Below are 368 nucleotides of genomic sequence, written 5' to 3'. Positions count from 1 at the left end.
GATGGCGACAAGCACAGCCTGCAGCGTTTACGCGATATGGGGGGCGAGTTCAGTCAGCTGGCAGACAGGCTGGATCACGCTCAGCCGGATAAAGCTGATCAGCTGAGACAAATGCTGGTGGATGTGATGAAAGACTGCCTGCAGTTCTGGGAAACATCCACCGGAAAAACCAAATTTGATCTGGCAGAAGAAAGCGGCTTGTGGCGCGTGTACCTGGACAGGAGCACACTGCAAACACGCACCCTGGACAAATATTTACAGCTGGAAACCCTGCCGAAAACACCGCGCTGGCGCACTGTTCTCAACACGCTGGATTTTGTTCTGGAACGCTGTACCAAAGCGAGCCAGGAAAAAGAGGCCCTCACAGC

1 pseudogene is annotated in these 368 nt (G+C 54.1%); it reads left to right on the top strand.

The annotated features are described in order from the left end of the window. Positions 1 to 368 (top strand): annotated as a pseudogene (locus tag ACYP03_RS24700) (hybrid sensor histidine kinase/response regulator); the annotation flags it as partial.

The organism is Photobacterium sp. R1, from assembly GCF_054600795.1.
Note: the sequence above shows the minus strand (reverse complement) of the source record. Positions and strands in the feature narration are given on the sequence as shown.